The following is a 20,874-nucleotide window of genomic DNA, read 5'->3' as shown; positions in this document are numbered from 1 at the left end:
CTTATGGAAAAGAGAATGAATACAGACTGTATGGAAAACGGCAGCCTGTACATGACGCTGGACTCTTTCTATCGTCCCGTATATCTGAGTATGCGGGGACAAGGTGAAGAAGGGTTCGCACGCTATATCAGTAATAATGTAACCTTTCATGCCACTGGCAGGGAGTTTATCCCCGACCATTGAATGTTCCGTTTCGATTTCAGGGACAAGTCCATGATTCCCCCTATCCTCGGAACGGACAACAGGGACTATCTGGAACGGCTCACTCCGGTATTGGAACGGGAGAAGATTCATCCTTCGGGGGTGGTGAGACTACGGGATGCGGCATTCTGCGAGGAAAGGGGAATCAGGCAACTGTCCGCCTCGGCAGCGCATACGGCACTGGTGGAGCATGAGGACTACCAACGGCTGGCACACCGTTTCGGAACGGACGGCCATGTGATAAGAAACGGATTGGCAGTATTTCCTACCTGTACGGCAGTGGAATACGGACAAAAGGTATTGCTGTTTGATAAGACAGAAGCAGGAGACAAGGAACTGACCAAATTATTAGACGGAATAACTGAAAAGTTCTTTGAAAGAAAAGGGAAACCGAAGGAACTGGGATTTTATGAAATAGCACCGCTGAATGCAAAGTACCGGGGTACAATGGGTGACTGGCAGGTGGCCTCGCCGGAGATATTGAGTTACGGGATTTGTACAAAACGGCTGGATATGGCACCCACATTAAGAAACTTCAACCGGTTGAGAAATCTGCCTTTGGTGAAGGTTCCGCTGACAAAGGAACAGGAACGGATCATGGTGCAACTGGTGGCGCGGCCTGACAATACCCGTTTCTCCGGTCCGAACATGTCGGTGAAAGTTCCCATGAAAAGGGAAAGGCGTGGAATGAAAATTTAGTTTTGAAATATGGAAAAAGAAGAGAACAAGAGTGGCAGTGTGTATGTCACAGTGGACGGACACTTCAATCCGATACACATCAGTATGAAAGGCAAGGGTAAAGAAGGCTTTTGGGATTTCATGCAGGAAGATGTGGAAAAGGCTCTGAGAGGAAAAGAGATACCGACAACAGGCGTTTTATACTATGATGTGCCTGACCTGGCAATGGTCCCTCCTTTGCGGAAGAGAAATAACAGTAACTATTTGAAAACATTGGAAAAAGCAATGGATGGGCAGGGAATCGGATTGCAAAGTTACCTGCGTGTATCGGAAGTGGTGTATTGCCTGTGAAAAGATATAGACCCGTTGTCAAAAGATGAGCATTTTAAACGGATACTGACACCCGGCATGTGGGAGGAAATACAATCCTCACCTAAAATGGTGGAGAAAATGCTGGATGACCTGAAACGCGGGAATCATTATTACTCTGCCGTCGAAACGGATAAGGGCGTCCTTCTCTTTGACGACAATACAAATGGAGAATGGCAATTCAACAGTTATATGTATGAATATGTGGAGAAGAGTTTCTTTGAACCTGATTTTCCTTTAAAATCTCTGGCCGTTCATGAGCTGAGCGGATGGCCTTCCTTAATGGAAAGAAAGGTAAACCTCTGTAAAAATGAGCGGGGAGACTGGGTAGATGAGGAAACAATGAGACAGTGCGCATATCAGGACAGGTCTGTTTTGAAGAATGTAGTGGAAAGCAAGACTTTTGACCTTGCGCCTACATGGGAAAATTACTTCAATCTGACTGAAATAGGGGAAGGATTGGGATTGCCACGAAGTCCGGATAATTATGATCGGATGACCTTACTATTCATCCGGGAACAAGGGTATCCGAGGGACGGGCTGGTTGATGAATATCCGGATGAGTTCAGTTTTTACGACAAGTTTGAGGAGATTGAAAAAAAACTGTCAGGACCGGACAGATTGAGTGTACACGACGAGATGCAGGAGAAAGCTAAAAGATTGGCAGGCGATTTGCTGAATGAGCATTTTCCAAATATACGTCAGAATACGGAAATGAAAGAGGGAAAAATAGAAAATGTCATAGTAGAGCGGAAGAATAAAGGCCTGAGAATATAAGGTGGCAGATGGTAGAGGAAAGGCTTGTCCATAGTGGAAACATAGGGATACAAGCCATTCTTCATACCGTTTACTTTACCGTTGTGACAATGCACGACAAAATCCGACTTTGATTCCGCACATTTGTTTTTAGCGGAGAGTATGCCTTATTTTGCCGGAGAAAACATCAAAATGTATAAACCAAAAACATCATGTATGGAACTGACTATTATCGAAACGAGTGCGTATCTGGAAATGAGGAAACAGTTCAGCCTGCTGGCGGTACAGTTGGAAGACTTCCGTAAAAAGGTTGCCCCACCCGCACCGGACAAATGATTGGACGCACAAGAGGTATGTCTGGCTCTGAATATATCGAAGAGATGCCTGCAAAATTACAGGGACAACGGCCTTATCCCTTATTCCAACATAGGCGGGAAATTCTTCTATCGGGAAACGGATATTCAGGAGATATTGAGTGATGGACTTGTAAAAAGGAAATAGGCTATGGCAGACATTATCACAAAGGATTCGGAAGAGTTCAAGGAACTGACCGGATGGATAAGGAAAGCGGGTAAGGCGGCTAAGGAAGCCACGGCAAGGATACGTCCCACGATTGCGGATGAGCATTACCTGACAGGAGATGACGTGTGCGAGAGGCTGCACATCTCACGGCGGACACTGCAAACCTTGCGTGATGAGAACATGGTATCCTATACTACCATCGGTGGAAAGATTCTTTATCCCGAAAGCGGACTGTATGAGGTGTTAAAAAAGAACTACCGGGATTTCCGAAGGTTCAGGAAATAAAGAAAAGACAAAAGGAATGTCCCTCCGGCCTGCCGGCTGAAAGGGCATTCCTTTTGGTCGGTATTAGACGGCCAGTTTGTAAACATGGCCTATCTTCTCGCAAAGCTTGTCGGTATCTTCGCCCACTTTCGGATTGATAAGCTCGGCATATACCTGTGTGGAAAGGATGGAGTTATGTCCTAATACCTTTTGCAGGGTTTCCAACGGCATCCCTTTGAGAATGGCCAGAACTGCGAATGTATGACGTCCGATATGCGGGGTGACTTCGGTATGGCAATCGCACTTCTTGCCGATGATTCTGAGGCTGAGGAACATCGTGTTGTATTCGCCTACGGGGAAAACACTATCGGGGGAATCCTTCTTCTCGTCCACACCCCTGTATTTCTCAATAAGCTCAATGGCTATGGGCAATAACTTCACGACATAGGCCACTCCGGTTTTTATACGGTTGCCCATCAGCCATGTGCCTCCGTCGGAATCGGTATGGATGTTGTCGTAAGTAATGGCTTTGAGATCGGCGTACGCAAGACCGGTGAAGCACATGAAGAGAAACATGTCCCGCATGGCACGCTGGCGTTTGTATTTCAGATCCACGTGGATAATTCTCTGCAATTCCTCTTCAGTAAGAAAAGCCCTTTTCTTGTATTCCGGCTTGCACTCGAAGGATGCGAAAGGATGGACTCGCAACCAACCCTTTTCCTGCGCGATGTACATCAGCCATTTCAGGGTATTGACACGGTTGAAAGCGGTGGCATTCGCATTGCCTGCCGTGCCGAGCATCCATGTGTAATAGTCCTCAATGAACGACTTTTCAAGCTCGTCAATAGCTATATCCTCGATGTTCTTTTTCGTTTTCATGAAAAGCAAAAGACTCTTGTAGTCGGCAACCAGTCCACGGTAAGTGCTTTCTGCCTTTCCTTTACCAATCTTTTCTTTATACGATTCAATCTGTTCTCTGAAGAGCACCATAAGAGTATGGCATTCCTCTGCGAAACCTGCATAGCGGTTATATACTTTCTTGGCCGTAACAAAACTGTCATGGTCGCAGATGTACTGATAGTGCTTCGTTATCTGCGCCTTGATGTTGTCAAGTTCTTGATTCAGCGTGCGTGCCTCCTCGGACTTGCCCTTCGCACGGTTGGCTTTTACGTCCCATAAGGAAAGGGACACCGTTCTTTTACTGCTGAAACCCGCTTGAGTTCCATTGACTGTGATACGTCCCATTATCGGGGCCTTACCATTTTTTACTGACTGGTTCTTGGTGTAGAACAATACTTTGAATGTGCTTCGCATAACTCAACTTTTTTTAGTTACAAATTTACTTTCTGTTGAGTTATCTGATACTATGCAAAAACGAGCAACAGATTGAAATATAATATATTATACTCCTTTTTATAGCATATTTGGCGGAGTTACGATTTGGTAACCTAACTCCTTTCCAAATCTGCTTTTTTTTGCTTTCCTTTTGCCTCCCTGCTAAAAAAATGTTTTATAACTATTTGATTTCTAACAGGGTTGCGTTATCTTTGCACATCTTTTAAAAATACTTGGTTTCGATTATCGGAACACTTTGTTCCATGCCGGGGAACTTTCGGTAAGCTATGGGAAAGGAACAGATTATATTCCGTACTCTTCGATTTTACGGTAGAGGGTGGTCAGTCCGATTTTGAGCAGACGGGCGGCTTCGGTCTTATTACCTTTCGTATATTCCAATACACGGGCGATGTGACGACGCTCCATAGCCGAAAGTTCAAAACTGTCGGGACTGGTTTCATCGGATTGTTCGTAATGTGCGTTCTGTATATCGAGCGGCAAGTCGGCCACGTCCAGCCGTTCACCTTCGCTAACAATCAGACTGCGCTCTATCACATTACGCAGTTCACGGATATTGCCTTTCCAGGGTTGTTGCTCGAGAGCTTCGAGAAAGGCGGGCGTAATTTCCGTAACGGGACGCGCCAACCGGGCGGAGAAGTTCTTCACAAAGGCTTTTGCCAAAAGACGCACATCGCCCGCCCGTTCTCGCAACGGCGGCAGATGTATTTGGAATACGGAAAGCCGGTAGAATAAATCTTCGCGGAAACGTCCTGCGGCAATCTCTTCCGGCAGATTACGGTTGGTTGCGGCAATGATACGCACATTCACGCGGGTAGGTTTGGTATCGCCAATCTTTATATATTCACCCGTTTCGAGAATACGCAGAAGCTTGGCTTGCAGTTCAAATGCCATTTCACCGATTTCATCCAGAAAGATTGTACCATTGCTGGCCTCTTCAAACAATCCTTTCTTGTCTTTCAATGCGCCTGTAAACGAACCGGCCTTATGACCGAACATCTCGCTTTCCAGCAGCTCTTTACTGAAAGAAGAGCAGTTGACCGCCACAAAATTCTGCCCGGCACGCTTACTATTATAATGTATGGCTTGCGCAAAGACTTCCTTTCCCGTACCCGTTTCGCCCGTCAGCAATACAGGCACGTCCGTTCCCGAGACTTTCCGTGCCAGTGAAACGGCATCTTTCAATGCTTTCGAATCACCCAAAACAGAATCGAAAGAATACGTCTGCCCTACTTTCTTTTCCAGTTTCTCCAAGCGGACGTTCATGCGCGCCTTTTCCACGGCACGGCTGACAAGCGGTATAATCTTATTGTTATCATCACCTTTGGTGATATAATCGAAAGCGCCGTTCTTAATGGCCTGTACCCCGTCCGGGATATTGCCGTGCGCCGTCAATAGGATTATCTCGACGTTAGGGGCCGTTTTCTTGATAGACGACACAAGGTCTACCCCATTACCGTCAGGAAGGAATACATCGCACAAGGCCACATCCGGGCTCTGAAATTCCAACTGCTTCAAAGCAGTCCTGCAATCACCGGCCTGACATACTTCATATCCTTCCAACTCCAACATACGCGACAGAAGGGTACGAATCTGTACTTCATCGTCAACGACTAAAATCTTGCTCATATTTCTCGGATAAGTTTAAAGTGATAAATGGTAAAAACAGGGGATGCGCAAATATAAATGTTTTCCGGGAAACGAACGGCATGTCTTTTGAACTTTTATAAGTGAAGGGGGGCTACATAAGGCTACGGAAAAGTAGTAAATCGCCTTACAATGCATCCTCGGGGGCATTGCAAGAGAACAGAGAAAGAAACTCTCCCTTTCATTTTGGGAATGAGCCTTCTAAAACGAAAAGGCGTACGGTGGCTCCACCCGGCAACGGAAAAAAGAATAACTAAAAAAGAATTAAAAATGAAAGTTTACAAATTCGGCGGTACTTCCGTCGGCACAGTAGAGAGAATGAAACACGTGGCGGAACTCATTTCAGAGTCCGCACCGAAGATTGTAGTCCTGTCCGCAACGGCAGGTACCACCAATCATCTGGAAGAAATCGCAGCCAACCTCTTCAGCCGTGATATAGAACAGGCACACGAGAAAATAACCCGGCTGGAATTCCAGTTCATAGACTTCGCCAACGAACTGTTGACAGACGAGTCCATAAAGCGGGAAGCGATAGATTATATTCTCGACCGTTTCCAGCGGCTCTGGCAATTTATCAACGATGAATTTACCTCGGTCGAGGAAAAAGAGGTACTGGCGCAAGGGGAACTTATCAGTACAGCCCTGCTCCACTTCTACCTGCGGGAACGAAAGATTGCCAATATTTTGCTCTCTGCTTTCGACTTTATGCGTACCGGAACGGAAGGGGAACCGGACTTGAAGTATATAGAGGAAAAACTGCAAGCGCAATTGGCACAGTACCCCGGCATCAATCTTTTTATTACTCAAGGGTACATCTGCAAAAACGCTTATAATGAAACGGATAATCTGAAACGGGGTGGCAGCGACTATACGGCATCACTCATCGGAGCCGCTATCCGCGCAGAGGAAATACAGATATGGACGGACATTGACGGAATGCACAATAATGACCCGCGTGAAGTATCGGGAACCCGTTCCGTAAAACATCTCAGTTTCAACGAAGCCGAGCAACTGGCCTTTTACGGAGCGAAAATATTGCACCCGTTTTGTATCGCTCCGGCACGCAAACGCAATATTCCGGTACGATTGCTCAACTCGATGAATCCTCAGGCAGAGGGGACATTGATTTCGGATTTGCAGGACGATAATATCATCAAGGCCATAGCCGCCAAAGACAATATCTTCTACGTGAAATTCGAATCGAAACACAGTCTGTGCCCTTATCAGTTTATCAGTAAGATTTTTGATACGTTTGCCAAGTACAGAACCCCGCTTTGTCTGTTGGTTTCATCCAATCAGGGCGTGTCCGTCGCCATAGACAATAGCGAACGCTTATGCAAAATCCTTGCGGAACTGGAGCAATATGCAAAAATTCTGACGGAAGACCGCATGTCTATTGTATCCGTAGTGGGAAACATACGCTGGCAGTATGCCGGTGTCGAGGCGCAGATTATAGAAGCGCTGGCGGATATTCCGTTACGGATGATTTCGTATGGAAGCAATGACAGCGACGTGGCATTCGTCATTAAGACGGAAGATAAGAAAAAGGCTTTGCAGGCGCTCAGCAATAAGCTCTTTGAGCCGGAAACAGATAAAATCATCAAATAGCAACCCGCCCCTATACATAATGGAGAGGCTATATCAGAATGGATATTCATCAGTACCTCATTCTAATATAGCCTCAACCTGAAAACAACTAACCTGTTTTTTACGAAAAGCGTTCAAGCATCTCCATACACATGCGCCCGTTATGATAGGGGCATTTCCAGAAACCCGCCTTATCATCGGCGGTGTTTACCGTTCCGTCGGCACGAACGCTCCAATACCATTCTCCGTTTTGATAATCTATCAGATGTTTCTTGATATACTCCCAACAGCGGAATGCCTTTTGAAGAGCCACTTCATCATCGAAATGCTGATAGAGATTAATGTGGCCTACCACATTTTCGGCTTGCACCCACCAATGGCAGTCCCTGTCCGTTATCCCCTTGTCGGGGAAAGTCTCGTAAATCATGCTACCCTCGGATGTCAATCCCTCATCGGCAGCCGCCGCGATGTACTCAACCAGAGGCTCTACCTTCTCCAAGAGCGTTTTATCTCCCAAGACTAAAGCCGCCTCATGAATCAGCCAGGAAGCCTCAATATCATGCCCATAGGATACGATGCGGTATTTGCTCACCCAATCATCATCAAAAAAGAGTTCCAAATGCCCGGTTTGCTGGTTCAGTATTCTATCTGTGAAGAGTAGTATCAAGTTGCGGAGTTGCTTCTCAAGACCCTCATCTTTCCATACCCGATAGAGATTTGTGTAAGGTTCCAGAATATGCAAATGGGTATTCATGGTCTTGCGCTCATTCTCATCCTTGTCGCTAAGCCGCATATCGGAGATTTCGTGCCAATCGCGGGTCAAGGCCTCGCAATAACCGTTCTTTACGGAGTCGAAGCTATATTGTTCGATGCTTCTGAAGAGGCGGATGGCATAGTCCAATGCTTCTTCGTCTCCGGTGGCGCGATGATACTCACTCAGACCGTAAATGGCAAAACCTAAAGCATAAATCTGCTTTTTGGTATCCGAGGGATGGCCTGTATAGTCGAGCGACCAGTATATTCCACCCTGTTCCTTGTCGTAGAATTGGTCGATAATGACACGTTTGGCACGGGTAGCCGTTTCCAAGTATCCGGGCTTTTTCAACAAACGGTAAGCCGATGAGAACGTCCACAATATGCGGGCATTGAGTACAGCGCCTTTCACAGCCTGCAGTTCCAGTTTATCCGTTCCGGTGATGCGGCCATAGAAACCGCCATGCACCGGGTCTGTCATTTTATCCGCCCAAAACGAAAGGATATTATCTTCCAGTACAGTACGCATCTCTTGCTGCATCCCGCTTAGTATATTCATGCACATCATTTTCTTATAATTGTCTTTTGTGTTCCAGTTCTGTTGTTATATCTTTCATTTTGTTTTCTGTAAGCGGATACATGCTGATGAACACCACACTCAGGATAGTACCTATGGCCGGCAAGAAGCTCAGGAACATCTTGATACCGCTAATCGCTTCTTCACTTTGCACAGCGTTTGCCTGGAAGCCAAAGAATCCGAGCAGCCAGCCGGTTACCGCCGTACCGATAGCCCAACCGAATTTCTGGCTCATGGAAGAAGAGGAGAATATCAGTCCTGTGGCACGGTTACCGGTTTTCAGTTCCGAATAGTCGGCGCAATCGGCATACATAGACCAGAGCAACGGAAAGATACTGCCCGCGCAAACGCTGATTAACGCTTGAAATACAAACATCCATATCAGGTCTTCCTTATCAAACCAATAAAAGATAACGCTAAGTACTGTGGCGATAATCATCGCCCACATATAGGTGTTACGCTTACCGATGCGGTTGCTGACGGGAGCGGCTGCTATTACGCCTATTATATTGGCAGCCTGCCCCAAAGCGAGGTATAGTCCGCTCAACACGAATGACATGCCGAAGAAAGAGACAGTCGCATAATCTTCCTCTACGACAAAATACTTAAAGTAATAGACAGTAGCGCCATCACGAATGGAGTTGAATACCAAAGCAGCCACACCCGCACCCAATAAGATCCACCAAGGCTTGTTTTTAAACAAATCTTTCAAGTCTTCTTTCAGCGGGTTTTGTGTTTCTTTGATTGGCTTTACCCGTTCTTTAGTCCAGGCAAAGCATCCGAAGAATAACACGATGCATAAGATGGCTATAACAACGACTGCCAGAGTCCAGCCCGTCTGCTGATCGGCAAACTCCTTACTGTTGCCGCTGAAAAAATTCACTAACGGCATAAACAACAGCAGGGCTATGAAACTACCGATATAGGCAAAGGTCATTCTATAAGTAGAAAGTGTGTTGCGTTCTTTAGGATTAGGGCTCATTACTCCCAGCAGGGAAGCGTAAGGTACGTTGATGGCAGAGTATATCATCATCATCAACGAATAGGTGACGTAGGCATAAATCAACTTACCGGTCGGGCTCCAGTCCGGAGTAACAAAAGTCAGAATACCGATGATGCCGAACGGGACAGCCAACCACAAGAGATAAGGCCGGAACTTTCCCCAACGGGAGTGTGTACGGTCGGCAACGACGCCGACAATAGGGTCGAAAGCCGAATCCCATATTCTCGTTATCAGGAACATAGTTCCCACCACCGCAGCCGGCAAACCGAAAACATCCGTATAGAATATCATCAGATAGGCGCCAAACAGTTTCCAGAACATGGATGATGCCATATCCCCAAATCCGTAGCCTATTTTCTCTGTAAGTTTTATCATACTGTGTTTATTTAGAAACAGCCTGTTGTTTCAATAGTTTCAAATTCTTGTCTATCAATCTCTTTAAAGTGTCCACCGATGCGGATGAACTCAAACCGTCAACAGGAGTATTCATGCAATAATCCACTAACTTATCGACAGTAGAGGTTGCAACATGCATCCGCGTATCGGAAGAAGCATAATAGATAAATACCGTTCCGTCATCATCAACAATCCACCCGTTGGAGAAAAGTACGTTGCTTACATCGCCTATACGTTCTTCCGCTTCGGGCGCCATGAAATAACCACCGGGAGCAGCTATCAGTTTGGAGGGATCGTCCAAGGCTGTCATATACATATAAAGTACGTAACGCAATCCTGCCGCACAACCACGTACTCCATGTGCCAAGTGCAACCACCCCTTAGAGGTTTTGATAGGATGCGGCCCTTCGCCATTCTTCACCTCTTTGATAGTATGATAATAGCGTTGGTCAATAATCTTTTCCCCCTTTACTTCAGCATGCGTTATGTCATCCACCAATGCCCAACCAATGCCTCCACCGCTTCCGGCATCTATGAAACCATCCTGCGGACGGGTATAAAGTGCATATTTACCATCTACAAATTCCGGATGAAGCACCACATTACGTTGCTGACTTTTAGTTTTTAAGTCCGGCAGACGCTCCCAGGTTTTCAGGTCTTTGGTACGGGCAATAGCTGCCGTAGCCGTTGCAGAAGACAAATCTCCCACAGGAGCTGTGTCATCGTGCCGTTCCGCACAGAAAATACCATATATCCAACCGTCTTCATGGGCTGTGAGACGCATATCATAGATATTGGTTGCCGGAATGACATCTTCGGGCATTGTGATCGGGTAATCCCAAAAGCGAAAACTGTCAACACCATTCGGACTTTCGGCTATGGCAAAAAACGATTTACGATCAGCACCTTCCACCCGAACCACCAATAAGTACTTATTATTCCATTTTATGGCACCGGAATTCATCGTGGCATTAATGCTGATTCGTTCCATTAGATAAGGATTACTGTTTTCATCCAAATCGTAACGCCAGAAGATAGGGGTATGGGCAGCTGTCAGCACAGGATGTTTGTAACGGGTAAATATACCGTTGCCATTCTCTACCGGTTCATTCTTTTGTGTTATCAGCGCTTCGTAATCTTTTAAAAGCGCATTAATTTTTTCTTTATAATTATTTCCCATTGTATTACTCATATAAATTAACATTTGAAACAAATAAAGTTCTGGAATCGTTGTAAAATTCTACAAAGTTCTCTGCAGAAACTTGCTCTGGATAAGGAGCATAATAATGAGTCGGCCGCTCACGTGCATTACGCCAAACCAATACATAAGATAGAGGAACAGATTCAACAAGCGGTAAAAGTGTATCAGTCCACCATTTAGCATCAGGAATGCTTTCATATCCGGTTTCTGTAAGCGCTATAATTTTATTATGCTTCTTACCAACCTCACTGAGAACATTTAAAGAGGATTTCATATCTTGGACAAAAGCTAGGCTATCACCCTGATATGCATCAAATCCCATAACATCGATTATATCATCCCCGGGATAACGTTCCAAATATTGGCAACTATCTTGCAAATTAGAACTTGAAGAATACGCATAAAGCGCATTGTTCACACCTTTAGCTTGCAAAGTTTCTACAGTCATACGCCATAGTTGTTTATACTCAGCAGAGGAACATAGTTTTTCTCCCCACCAAAACCAGCTACCGGTATGTTCATGCCAAGGGCGGAACAAAACAGGAACTTTTACTCCATCCGAATCTTTTAAAGAATTAAGAAAGGTTGCAACATAATCCATCCAGTTGACGAATTTATCATGTATGCTTCCACCCGGCAAAATGGAACGGACTACAGTTGAGTCAGATACATCCCATGCATCTCCTCCTGTTAACGGATTACGAACATGCCAACTTAAAGAGACCATACCGCCTCTTTCATATTGATTTACAATTTCCTTTCGTATCTTATCAAAAGAAACTTTATCCAAGTTCTCATCTTGCCCGAGTTCTATTTCCCCTAAATCAAAACTGATTACAGCCGGATAATCTCCACAGACACTTTTTACATCAGATCGTCCTTCATCTCCCTCCCAGCCAATGCCATAAACCGTATCATCATGATGTCCAAACATTATGCCTTTTGACAACATCTTCTGAAGGTTACTTAATAGCTTTTGGGTTTCAAGGGTTGTCTCTTCTACGCTTACTCCACAAGAAGAGACACAAAGTGCCAATGCATTTATACAAAGTAATGTTTTAAATTTCATACAATAATCTTATAATTAAGTTATTATAATCAAGTCAAGAGCAATTTATTCGCAAACTTTTATAATAGGAATATTAAACAAAAATGCCATTTTTTCCAATGTATAAGCCCAATGTCCTATTCCGATTGCACAATGGTGAGAAGGACCGCCTTTGCTCCACTTATTAATAAATTCACGTGCACCACAAGCAAAACGATAACGGCTATTCGTATTTCCGATATGGAATACCGGTCCCTCAACAGCTTCTCCCTCCGCTACCAACAGATAAACTCCATTTTCTCCTTCACAAACAGAAAGAATGGTAACCGGACCACATTTCACAGACATCTGTATAGAAAGTCCCTTTCCGGGTTTGCCATGGTAGATAGGTAATGGAACAAGCTCGACTTCACCATCTGCTATCGCCCAATGGGCAGGACCATCGTGTCCCAACATTACAATGTCATCATCAAAGTCTAATGCATAAAACTCAGAGAACGAACCACCGGCACCTAAAGCTGAAAGAATCTTCATCGCCTGAACATTTTTTACCTCACATTCACCAGCAACGGGGATTCCTTTTCCTGTCAGCAGTGTATTTCCTGCGATTACGGATGTTACTATATTTTCATAATCATTTCCCGCAAATCCTTCATAATAATATGCCATTGAGCCCAAATCATGAGCTTTCACCAACTTATCCAAAGCAACAGAAGTACAAGCTGCCCGAACAAGTTCTTTATCATCACATCTGTCATCTACTTTAAAAGCATTACGGAACTCTACAATCTTTTCATCAATCTCTTCTTTTGTTACAGCATCACGCAAAGCTTTAAGCTCACACATTTCCAAAATCTCAATCTGAGTTCCAAAAACAGCAGACTGCTTGGTTACATCGGTATATACGTCTAACATACCTCCATAGTAATGTCCTAAAATACCCAATCGGTTATTGTACATCTTACGGTATGCTACAGCGGCATTAATCCATTCATAAATTTCTTTCCAAGCCAATGGATCATCCAAATACCCCGAAACTAAATCAAAGCGCAAACCGGCTCTCTTCAAAACAGAAATAATTTCCGGAGCAGAGCATGCCTGACAGTTCATCAACCAATAACCGGTCATCTTACCACGATCTTGCAAACTATTCATATAATCATAGTCTACTGCTGAAGTCGGTTGAAGATTCAATATAATAATAGGGCAATTAACTCTCTGAGCTATAGGCAAAACCGTCGATGACAAGCAATAAGTTGACATATATAAAAAGACGATATCAACTCCTTCGCTTACTAATTTATCAGCTGCTTCGATGGATTTCTGCGCATTATCAACCAATCCTACATTTACCACCTCTACGTCATTTACAACTTCCATTTTTGAGCAAATCTTCTCCTGATAAGCTAACAATGCATCATGCAAGCCTTCAAATTGGTTCCAATATGTATCAAGTCCGGTTCCTAACAATCCAATTTTTACTTTTTTCATAACCATATATTTTCACTAGTGGGCACTTTAAATTAAACATCGTTCTTTGAAATATTTGATAATCGCATAGTTATGTATCTTTTTGGAGCGTGACGATTTGAATTGAAAAGTTGTTTTAGCTTTGCCCAAAAGCTCGAAACAATGAATCAAGGCAAATATATTTTCGCTCAACTTACAGATTTTCTTCCTCGTCGTGTCTTTGACCGCTTGGTAGAGAAGTATTCCGGGAATAAGAAAATCAGAACATTCACCTGTTGGAATCAGATGTTGTGCATGATCTTCGGACAACTGACCGCCCGGGACAGTATGCGTGACCTTATGCTTAGCCTTGAGGCGCACAAGAACAAGTACTATCACTTAGGACTCGGCTCAACAGTTACCCGTACCAATCTAGGGAAAGCAAACCGGAATAGGGATTATCGTATCCACGAAGAATTTGCCTATACCTTGATTGCAGAAGCCCGTAACAGCTACTACAGAAATGACTTTGAGGTGAAAGTTGACGGTGATGTTTATGCCTTTGATTCCTCCACCATAGACCTTTACCTGAATGTTTTTTGGTGGGCAGAATTTAGGAAACACAAAGGAGGCATCAAACTTCATACATTGTATGGTGTAAAGACCTCCATACCGACAATCGTACTGATAACCAACACCAAAGTACATGACGTAAACATGCTGGACGAGTTAAACTATGAAAAGGAAAGTTTCTATATCATGGATAAAGGATATGTTGACTTCACTCGTTTACATAAGCTGCGCACCAGCAGTGTTTACTTCGTTACACGTGCAAAGGATAATATGAGGTTCCGTAAATGTATTCCCGTGAGGTCGATAAAATAACCGGAATAAAATGTGACCAGATTGGAATGCTTGAAACGTATAAATCGCTCAAAGCATATCCGGACAAACTCCGACGGGTTAAATACTACGATGAAAAACTGGGCAGAGAATTTGTGTTCATCACCAACAACATGGAACTCTCAGCAGAGGAAATAGCCTTGCTATACAAGAACCGTTGGCAGGTGGAACTATTTTTCAAATGGATAAAGCAACACCTGAGAGTAAAATCTTTTTGGGAGACCACGATGAATGCAGTCAAGACACAGATGTACTGTGCCATCATAACATACTGTCTGGTTACCACTGTCGCTTACAAATTGAAAATTAACCGTCCAATCTACGAAATTCTACAAATCTTGAGCTTCTCTCTACCGGATAAAACACCTGTAAGAGAGATACTTACCGATTGCGATTACAAAAATGTCAAAGAACTAAATTATAAACAATTGAAAATCAGCTGGGACTAAGTGCCCAGCAGTGATATATTTTATTAAATTACATATACTTCAAATTCAGTTTATAAGTTTTTCCTCCGATAAGTTCATATTGCTTTTTGCCTTTTACTGAATCATTTGATATCAAAGGTTTCAGCTTTACATTCTCACGACTATCCAAATTCAATACAGCCTTTATTCCCGCAGGTATATCAAGCAACAATGTTCTCTTTCCATATTTTCCTTCTGTCTTAAAATGTATTCCACCCGCCGGAGTTTGGACTTCCAATTCAACATCAGTCAAATCTCCTAATTGGGGCGAAATCATACACTCCTCATATCCGGGTTTCAATGGATGTATTCCTGCAATTCCTTGATACAGAATAATCAATGGACCAACAGCGCAATGACTCCATTGCGACCATGAATCGGGTTCCGTCTGCCAAAACTCTTGAATTGTATTGTTGATAGTCACAGACGACATTGTAGCCCACAATTCACGCATATCCTTCAGTATTACATCCATACGATTGGCTTTAGCCAACGCCCACATAGCCCATATTGCATTACAAGGATATGAAACGCCTATCTTATTTTTATCAGCTAACAAACGGACACACGCTGTATCATCATCATTAGGACACATATCAAAAAGGATAGCCAACGCTAATGTCCTATCACTATAGTATGTTTGACCCTGATCTTCGCTTACCCAAGGCAAGTTATCAACAAATGCTTTTTGATCAGAAGACCAAAATGCCGCTACCGTTTCTTTCAACAAAGAGTCTCCAAACTCTTTCACCTCGCGAGACTTATTTACATCACCAAAAGCATTACATAACGGTAACAATGCTCTCGTACACATCGCCGAAACATACAAGTTGAAAGCACATTGTTTATGTTTCTGTTGACGGAATGCCTGATGATCAATCCAAACTGAAGGAATACCAATATTCTCAACCGGCAACAATTTATCATTGCCCCGTAACTCTTTTAGATAATCAAAGAAGCGCAATAAACGTGGATAAGACCCCTTCAACCCGTCCAAATCACCTGTATACTGATAATAATGATAATTCTCGAAACAGAAGCCTACACCATGATCTAATATGGGTCCCCAATCCGTCAACTGCATTTGACGTTCTATAATACGCGCCAAACGGTCGAAAGCAGGCCAACAATCCAAAAAGTAACCATCCAATGTCATACCTTGACTAAAGGTATGGATAAATCGTTTAGGCAATCTGCTTTCTCCAAAAGCTTGGTATAAAGCATGCAGCTGATGACTTCCGTCGCCACTATATTGCTGACGTTCGCGTGCCATACCGTCTACAACTGTTTCTTGGGCTGAATTATAGAGTGTATTTACCGCAGCATCCATCAATCTCTGTAATTTACCATCCTTCATATGAATCTGAGGAACTACAGGGAAATTGTACTGCCTGCGTCGCATACCAACGTTACTAACAGTCACAGACCTTGAATTATTACGAATATGAAGTTGTAACCAACGTAACGATTCAAAATCAAAAGTTTCAAAATGATTAATTCCTTCTTTACATACAAAACGGCTCCATGCATTAAAATGAGAATTCAACAATACAGGTCCTCCCGGTTGATGAGCCTCATGTACCAATAGTTCTACTATAGTGCCTTCAGGAGCATCAATGGTAAAATAAGGCCATCCAACAGATTGTTCTTTAAAATCAAATGTCAATATAGCAGCTTTTCCCAAAGAGTCTTTGACTTCCCACGCATCATTTGATTTCTTATGAGCCAAATCAGCCCATTCTGCTTCATAAGCATTAGGAACTAACATATCGAAATACTCTTCACATGGGCGTTTCCAAGTAACCCAAGCTGTTTCAACCAATTTATCTACAGATACATTGTTTTCTTTCATCATAGGAATCGAACGTTGGCGAATATCTGTAGTCGACTGATTTCCATAAATTTCCCACTGATATTCTGCAAAGCCAGCACAAATCGATGGCTTAGCAGCTGAAGCTTGTGATTCCGACGCCGGTATCCAATCTGCATTTTCCTGGAAATCAGCAGTATCCCAACCATAAGGGAACTTATTTGCGTCAAAACACTCTTGCAATGTTCTCAAGAAGCTTCTCTTATACTGTCCCGGTTTCCAACTATCAGCCAAGAAACTTTTCCAGGTGTTATCGGTTACTATTTTTTCACCATCAACATCCAGATTCATAATAAGTCCCGGTTTTCCCATAGCCCATGTGCCTTCGCCCATCCCATAAAATAGGACTTGACAGGCTATAACATTTTTACCTTCTTTCAACAAAGATGTAACATCAACCGGATCTGCTTCAGGCCAACGGGGATCATGAGGAGCAGGTCCCCATTGAACTCTATGTCCATTTACAAAAAGTTGATAACGACTATCTGCTAAAATCCAACCTATAGCTTGTTTAGGTTGTTTTTCTAAATTAAACTCTTTACGAAACAATACAAAAGTGTTTTGCAAAACACGTCCGGACGGATACCATATCCAATGTGCAGGGGCAAAATCTACGTTAGTAACATTTCCCTTCACCGGAGCGAACGAAACAATGGACAATAGGATGCCCAACAAAACCCTCATATAACGCGTCTTCATATATAATAAAAATTTAATGATTTCACTTAGATTTACTTACCAATAAAAAAGGTTCATACAAACCATAATCAAATTGCATATAATCTTTACCTGCCGGATAATTTACTGTTCCTTTATACAAATTAGGAGTCACGAAGCCTATAGAGGATTCATTATGAAAAGGACCGAACAAATTCTTATTACTTCCCACAACTTTAACCGATATCTGATTGATTCCCGGTCGAATCAATTTCGAAACGTCCAATGTATAAGGTTTAAATGCTATAATACCGGCAGAAACGCCATTAACCAATACCTCAGAAACCGTTCCATTCCATTTGCCTAATTGAACTTCATAACCCATATTTTCACAATAAGGCACCTGAAAGCTTTGTTCATAAGTAACCGCATCTGCATAAAAAGGACTGCCTTGTACTCTCCAACTACCCAATTCTATTTTATTGTTCAAACCTACCATTTTCCAACCATGCTCAGCTGAGAGTAGTTTAAAGTCTCCCAATACATAGATAGGAGCCGGCTCTGCATCCAAATTCATTGAATCAATGGATAAAGTAAGCGAATTGTCACCGTTACAAATATATTTTCCAAGCGGCAATACACAAAAATCACGATCAAGCCACCATTCATTTGTTTGGTTATTTACTTCAATTCCATTTATAGCGATAGAATAGAGATTGGATCGCTCTATAACTATCTTCCAATCGGCAGTTGATACATTAAACAAATTGTCAAACTGGAAATGATAGGTCAGTTTAAAGCCTTCATGTTTATTTATATCACGCTCTACTATATTTTTCTTATACTGTATGGCTGTTCCCCACGGATTACCTTCCGGAAAGCCAAAATGCTTGAATACTTTCTGATCGGCTTCATAAATATGAATATCCTTATGCACACTATCCGCCAACTCCAAATCACAAAAATCAACCACAAGCACATTATCTGCCAACGGATTTATTTTCAAAGGAGAAACGGGCATTATATATTCACGCTGCGTGGTTACCGGTGAAGATTGATAAGAGTGATGTTTCTTTTCAAATACATAAACCAATAAGTGTCCACCGGGTGATAGCTCGTAATCAAACTTTACATTCTCAGATGAACGACTGTTCGGGTAATCAACAACTTTACCAGAGAATGTATTGAGTTCAACAACTCCGGCTCCGGCAAGCTGTACCATACCTTTAGACGATTCATTCAAATCGGAATTTACCAATAGCATAACTTCTCCATCCGACATTTTACGACGATGATGAAAAAGATTGCCCCCTTGATTGGATACAATACGAAAATCTTTGGGAAGCAAATATTTATCAACAACTTCTTGTGTAAGTTCTTTCTCTCTTATTACAGACTTATTCTTTTGAAAAAAAGAAACAATTTCTCGATTTTCGCAACCGTCTACCAATGTCGGTATTGCAAATGCCAATATTTTACCCCCAACTTTTGCAAATTCTTTTAAAAGGTCAAAAGTCCTCTTGTTCAAATTTTCAGTTAAAGGAGGAATTACCACTGTTGAATATTCTCGTTGCCCAACCTTAAAACGATGATTGCAAATGCTCCCATAATCACTAATAACCTGTTCCGACCCCAAATCATACTCGGACTGTGACTTTTCCAATGTAGTAACAAAACGCTGGAAACTACGTCCTATATTCCACAACTGAGGGCGACTTGCCCAAGTCACATAATACATCCAAATTGTTGTAGTCGGCTCTATTACTAAAATATCATTTATTTGTTCACCTACAGACATCGCAACAGATAAACGAGAAAAATGATCATTCAAGTTTTTATAATGACGCCACCATGGGGAATGTTCCGAGAAAGAAGGAGGACAATCATATTTACGGTCACCCGCCAAACTGAGATGCGAGAGATGTTGATTCATAAAATTAACTCCCAACACAGTTTGCCAATCTCCCAATCTTTTAAAATCCTCAAAACGTTCTTCCCAACCTGAAGCGCCATAAGTCTCACAAAGTATTCGTTCGCGTCCCAATTGATTAGCCACACTGCGAACTTCTTTTACAGAGCGTACATTTCCAAATTGAGCCTGAGGCTCATCTTCATTAAATTGGTTCATCAACATGTCAATACCAGGCACATGTTGCCAAGCATACATTGCCATATTGTCCGGTCCATACGTAATCTCAGGCCAGGCATGTTCCCAATAATGTCCGGTAAGAGCCAATCCGCGCTCACTGCAATATTCATAATACGGTTTAGCCCAGCGTTCTATGAACAGGTCTAACAAGGTTTGATAATAATCATGACGAACCTGCTTCCAGGGGCCTACATCCAATGATAAAGAAGGCAGATATGACTTCAAATCATATTTCCAACGCTTGTAGAAAGTATCAAACAAATCGGGAGTCCAACGTATTCCTCCTCCCGGAGGACCAACATGAGGTTCATCAGTAAACCAGCCAGGCAAATATTTTCCAAAGTCTTTGGATGCAACTTTCTCATACCCTTTTCCTGTCACTTCCAAGAACTTCTGTGTAACACCAGGATAAAGTAAATCTACATAAGAGTATCCTCCATGCCAAGCAACTCGAGGCTCAAAACTTTTTACATAAACATAATATTTTCCATTCTTTTTACGTTCTGACAAAAAATTTGCTGTCACATCCACATAATTTCCAGCTTCTTCTTTTAAAATTAAATAAAGATTATCTATATTTTCTGGAAGTTTATTATACTGATACAATACAATACTCCCTCCTTGATTATAACTTTCTGGCATTTCTGCATTTACATGTCCACCAGCAAAACCACTAGGAAAGGTATTTTCATCATAAACCCATACATTCATTCCCAATTTTTTACCAGTGTTTAGTGTATGCTGAAAAAGAGAAAACCACTCATCCGATAAATACTCGTTTTTTAATCCAGGACGAGGATGCACAAAAACGCCTCCAAAACCTTGTTCATGCAAATCTTCCATTGTATGATTTATCAGTTCAGCAGTTACTTGTGTATTCCATACATATAGAGGTGCAGGCCTATATTCTTTTGGAGGGTCTATAAACTTTTCATAAAAAGTTCCATAGTCATCTCCCAAAGCATACAGAGGCATAAATAGCCCCCAAACAGACAGAAAGATTTTATCTATACGATTTCTCATC

At 42.7% G+C, this 20,874-nt stretch carries 16 protein-coding genes and 1 pseudogene; 8 read left to right on the top strand and 9 right to left on the bottom strand.

Translation table 11 applies throughout. The features are described 5' to 3' along the window. The first annotated feature begins 3 nt into the window (after positions 1 to 3). From I2F54_RS14210 to I2F54_RS14185, 6 genes are all read left to right on the top strand, one after another. Positions 4 to 183 (top strand): hypothetical protein, encoded by a 180-nt coding sequence (locus I2F54_RS14210; protein WP_410518271.1) that lies wholly within the window; start codon positions 4 to 6, stop codon positions 181 to 183. Continuing rightward, entirely contained in the window at positions 184 to 900 is a 717-nt protein-coding gene (locus I2F54_RS14205) for a DUF6047 family protein (protein ID WP_195501531.1), read from the top strand. 9 nt (positions 901 to 909) lie between these two features. Continuing rightward, positions 910 to 1,230, top strand: a complete 321-nt coding sequence (locus tag I2F54_RS14200) for a hypothetical protein (RefSeq protein ID WP_038610725.1) — start codon at positions 910 to 912, stop codon at positions 1,228 to 1,230. 57 nt (positions 1,231 to 1,287) lie between these two features. Next, positions 1,288 to 2,025, top strand: coding sequence for a DUF6047 family protein (locus I2F54_RS14195; RefSeq protein WP_195501616.1), 738 nt, complete (start codon positions 1,288 to 1,290; stop codon positions 2,023 to 2,025). Between the two features lie 315 nt (positions 2,026 to 2,340). After that, a complete protein-coding gene (locus I2F54_RS14190) occupies positions 2,341 to 2,505 on the top strand; it encodes a helix-turn-helix domain-containing protein (RefSeq protein ID WP_032594828.1) in 165 nt (54 codons plus the stop codon). Positions 2,506 to 2,508: 3 nt separating this feature from the next. Further along, complete coding sequence (locus I2F54_RS14185; RefSeq protein WP_032594827.1) at positions 2,509 to 2,811, top strand: helix-turn-helix domain-containing protein; 303 nt, start codon at positions 2,509 to 2,511, stop codon at positions 2,809 to 2,811. A gap of 63 nt (positions 2,812 to 2,874) precedes the next feature. On the opposite strand, the gene I2F54_RS14180 is transcribed toward I2F54_RS14185, so the two are convergent. Together I2F54_RS14180 and I2F54_RS14175 are read right to left on the bottom strand one after the other, a co-directional pair. Beyond that, a complete protein-coding gene (locus tag I2F54_RS14180; RefSeq protein ID WP_195501529.1) occupies positions 2,875 to 4,104 on the bottom strand; it encodes a site-specific integrase in 1,230 nt (409 codons plus the stop codon). Positions 4,105 to 4,428: 324 nt separating this feature from the next. Continuing rightward, entirely contained in the window at positions 4,429 to 5,772 is a 1,344-nt protein-coding gene (locus I2F54_RS14175; protein WP_195501527.1) for a sigma-54-dependent transcriptional regulator, read from the bottom strand. Between the two features lie 288 nt (positions 5,773 to 6,060). On the opposite strand from I2F54_RS14175, the gene I2F54_RS14170 reads away from it, so the two are divergent. Then, positions 6,061 to 7,398 (top strand): aspartate kinase, encoded by a 1,338-nt coding sequence (locus tag I2F54_RS14170; RefSeq protein ID WP_039950905.1) that lies wholly within the window; start codon positions 6,061 to 6,063, stop codon positions 7,396 to 7,398. A gap of 100 nt (positions 7,399 to 7,498) precedes the next feature. Here I2F54_RS14170 and I2F54_RS14165 read toward each other — a convergent pair whose 3' ends face one another. From I2F54_RS14165 to I2F54_RS14145, 5 genes are read right to left on the bottom strand one after another with little or no spacing between them, the layout of a single operon-like run. Further along, a complete protein-coding gene (locus I2F54_RS14165; protein WP_229097206.1) occupies positions 7,499 to 8,689 on the bottom strand; it encodes an AGE family epimerase/isomerase in 1,191 nt (396 codons plus the stop codon). A 13-nt stretch (positions 8,690 to 8,702) separates the two neighbouring features. After that, entirely contained in the window at positions 8,703 to 10,085 is a 1,383-nt protein-coding gene (locus I2F54_RS14160; RefSeq protein ID WP_195501525.1) for an MFS transporter, read from the bottom strand. A 7-nt stretch (positions 10,086 to 10,092) separates the two neighbouring features. Beyond that, a complete protein-coding gene (locus tag I2F54_RS14155; RefSeq protein ID WP_276530171.1) occupies positions 10,093 to 11,298 on the bottom strand; it encodes a glycoside hydrolase family 130 protein in 1,206 nt (401 codons plus the stop codon). Further along, a complete protein-coding gene (locus I2F54_RS14150) occupies positions 11,291 to 12,376 on the bottom strand; it encodes a glycoside hydrolase family 26 protein (RefSeq protein ID WP_195501522.1) in 1,086 nt (361 codons plus the stop codon). Before I2F54_RS14150 ends, I2F54_RS14155 begins: the two co-directional genes overlap by 8 nt. A gap of 45 nt (positions 12,377 to 12,421) precedes the next feature. Beyond that, positions 12,422 to 13,852 carry an L-fucose/L-arabinose isomerase family protein gene (locus tag I2F54_RS14145; protein WP_118047254.1) on the bottom strand — a complete coding sequence of 477 codons (1,431 nt, stop codon included), beginning with the start codon at positions 13,850 to 13,852 and terminating at the stop codon, positions 12,422 to 12,424. 135 nt (positions 13,853 to 13,987) lie between these two features. Here I2F54_RS14145 and I2F54_RS16325 point away from each other — a divergent pair. Further along, positions 13,988 to 15,156, top strand: a pseudogene (locus I2F54_RS16325) (IS4 family transposase). A gap of 28 nt (positions 15,157 to 15,184) precedes the next feature. Here the strand turns inward: I2F54_RS16325 and I2F54_RS14135 are convergent. Then, positions 15,185 to 17,743 (bottom strand): alpha-L-rhamnosidase-related protein, encoded by a 2,559-nt coding sequence (locus I2F54_RS14135; protein WP_195501520.1) that lies wholly within the window; start codon positions 17,741 to 17,743, stop codon positions 15,185 to 15,187. 22 nt (positions 17,744 to 17,765) lie between these two features. Next, positions 17,766 to 20,873, bottom strand: a complete 3,108-nt coding sequence (locus tag I2F54_RS14130; protein ID WP_195501519.1) for a glycosyl hydrolase — start codon at positions 20,871 to 20,873, stop codon at positions 17,766 to 17,768. Position 20,874 lies beyond the last annotated feature (1 nt).

Origin of the sequence: Bacteroides clarus (assembly GCF_015555825.1) — a bacterium.
In the GTDB taxonomy this organism is placed as follows: Bacteria; Bacteroidota; Bacteroidia; order Bacteroidales; family Bacteroidaceae; genus Bacteroides; species Bacteroides clarus.
Note: the sequence above shows the minus strand (reverse complement) of the source record. Positions and strands in the feature narration are given on the sequence as shown.